The following is a 2,923-nucleotide window of genomic DNA, read 5'->3' on the forward strand; positions in this document are numbered from 1 at the left end:
GGCTCATTTCGTTTTGCTTTGAGTTCAGCTTCTTTTTCTGCTTCATTTCTTCCATCAATGAGCCGCAAATAAGCCCCTTTAAGGTTCTCGTGGTGTTCAGTTTCGATAACGAATGCTGTGGTTGAAACGACCTCACCGCCAATACTGTCAAAAGCTCGTGGACCAAGATGTGTCATGGATAGGATAGTGTCGTTATTCAAAATGTTATCACGGAGTTTTTCAAAGGATGAAAGGAACATCCAGCTTTGCATGGTTATCATTGCTACCATGCCTTTTTGTATTGCCATATCGAGATTGCGCTCTATAAACATGGCAAAGAAATCAGATTTGCTATTTGGGTAATTGTCTTTTGCGAATGCCTTCAACCTTGCGTTCATCCCCTTGCCACCCATGTACGGCGGATTGGCAATGACCACATGATATTTTGGACTGAGGTAATCTGATTGCTCCAAAACCTTGAGCACTTTTTGGTGAGTGGTAAAAAGCGTCAGGTTGCCGGATAAGTTTTTCTCATTAAGCATGTGCCGGATGTCAGATACATTCGTGGTTGCCGGGCGGATTAGGGAGCCGAAGTTGTCAGCCTCACTGAACTGGAGTAGGGTTTGTTGCAGGTCAGTGTTAAACAGGTTACTGCCGATGGCTGCTATGTACGACCGCAGTTCATCATCCTCAAAAGAGATGCTTTGCAGCGCGCAGATATTGGGCTGGACTGGATTGTTGAAGAAATTGCGGTGCTTTTTTCTGGCTTTCATGGTCAGGGCAAAGGCTGCCAGTTCACCGGCACGCTTGTCGATCTCGATACCGAATAGGTTGTGGCTCAGGATATGTTCAGGGATCCCGGAGAGCGTATAGCCTTCCTCCTCGTAGATGGAATGGAGCAGGTCAAATGCATAGACCAGCATGTGTCCCGAACCGCAGGCAGGATCGCAGATCTTGATCTCTTCCGGGGAGTTGATTCTCAGGAAATCGGTTTCAGTTTGCTCAGGTTTAATGTAATATTCCATCTGCTCGAATAGGCGGGAGTGAGGACGGTTGAGCATCCACAGACGCCCCAGGGAGTTTTCAACAAGATAGCGGACTATCCAGTGAGGCGTGAATAACTGTGTGGCTGCAGGAATATCTTCTTTCTTGATCTTGATGTTCTTCTTCATATCCTTGAACACCCTCTCCTTCCTGGGAGCTACATAATACTGGTATATCCACCCGATAACCTCTACTTCTTTCCAATCCGCCTCATCAATAATATCATTCAGATCCACGAGGATGGAATCCGTATGCAGGAGCCTCTCAGGAAACAGCAATTCCGTATAATCCTCAATGGACTCGAACAGGAACGGCATAATCTTATTCATGTAATTGCACAGGCGGAGAATGAGATACTGGTACAGTTCCTCATCCTTGCCCCCTGATTTCAGGTCGAGTATAGTATCCCTATCAATGTCCAGAAAATCCAGACTCAGGGATCTTGTGAGAATATCGGGCTCGTGCTTGTTCGCTTCGCCTGAGGAGAACACCGCCGCAGGAAGGTAGCCATTGACCTCCATGAACTTGAGGGCAACAAAACGGTTGAACCATGTGTAAGTGACCTCGTCCATGACCTGGCTGTATCCCCTTTCCCTGATCTCGCGTACAAGTTGCTCCCTCTTGTGCTTGATATTTTGATTGAAGACCTTGCCGCCTATGACAATGGAATCCTCGAACTTATCATCCACACCCTGAATACTGTCAGGAAGGATGCCGTAATAAGCTGCCCTCTTCGTTGTTTCCTCCGAGAGCCTATTTCTGAGGGTATCAGAGAACTGTGCGATCTTCTTTTTATCCATACCCATACTCACAGCACCTTGATCTTACTATTCTCATCCAGATGCTTTTGCATAACTGCCCTCAGTTTCTCAAGGTACGCATCAAGATCCTCTTTAGTTTCGATATCCTTTATTGTTCTGAACAACGAAGTGCCGGTAATGACCCTCACAGGAGTGACCTTGATTACCTCAGTAGCATCCTCACCTTTTCCTTCCCTGCCAAGAGGCCTCTCGGATTCGATCTTCTCATAAGCACTGCCTGACAGCTCGTCAATGTTTCCGACCTGGAGTTTTACATACGTACAATCATCCGACCCTGCAGCGTTTCTCTCAATATCATTGAAAGGTTGCATCACAGAGCGTTTGAACTCAGCAGAGATAATTACGTAGCCGGCAAGTTCTTTTTCGATATCCTCCATTGCAGACCTGATCTTCTCCTGCAACTCCTGCTTCAGGTTTGACAACGACTCCTCAAGGGATACCTTGATCCTGCTCTCAAATAGCGTCAGGTCTTTGATCTGTGAATACGGTTCATCCGAACTGAGTATCGCCTCGATCCCGGCAACATCGGACCTTGCATCTTCGCTCAGGAATTGCACATTTCGCCTGAAATCATCAACTTCCCTGGAAAGCCGCCTGAATATCTCCACCTGCACACTGCCAAAGAACGACATAACCGGTTCGACCGTCCGGCGCTGTCCGATCAACTCATCCCTCTCCTCAGACACCATCTTAAGGAAAGAAGACGGGTCCGTAACATCCAGAAGCTTCTTCAAGAACCCCGCATAATTCCCAATAATCTCTTTTCCCGGATACTTGCCCTCTGCATATTTACCCGAGATCTCCGTAACGCGCATCAATTCTTCTTCGAGCAGGTTGTGCGAGAAACTGTACAGGTCGTTCTCCTTCTCAGGAATATCAGTCTTATCGAACTCATCCCTCAAAACAGACTTCACAGCACTGATGATTTCAAGACCCGTCTTTTTACGCATCTCAATGATAATCTTATCAGCATCCTCCCTTCCGGTAAGATACTTTGTGATCTCCTCCGCATTTGACACAAGATATGTCTTCTGGTATCGCAACTTCACATCTTCGCCAATAAACAAAGTGGCAACAAG

The 2,923-nt window shown here is 46.8% G+C and carries 1 protein-coding gene and 1 pseudogene; both read right to left on the reverse strand.

Features of this window, described 5'->3' with window-relative positions:
• Positions 1-1,829: BREX-1 system adenine-specific DNA-methyltransferase PglX (gene pglX, locus QAS77_RS11320; protein WP_305065650.1), on the reverse strand; the 1,829-nt coding region annotated here is incomplete at its 3' end.
• Between the two features lie 2 nt (positions 1,830-1,831).
• Positions 1,832-2,923, reverse strand: a pseudogene (locus tag QAS77_RS11325) (BREX system P-loop protein BrxC); the annotation flags it as partial.

This window comes from Methanococcoides sp., from assembly GCF_030594565.1.
Taxonomy (GTDB): domain Archaea; phylum Halobacteriota; class Methanosarcinia; order Methanosarcinales; family Methanosarcinaceae; genus Methanococcoides; species Methanococcoides seepicolus.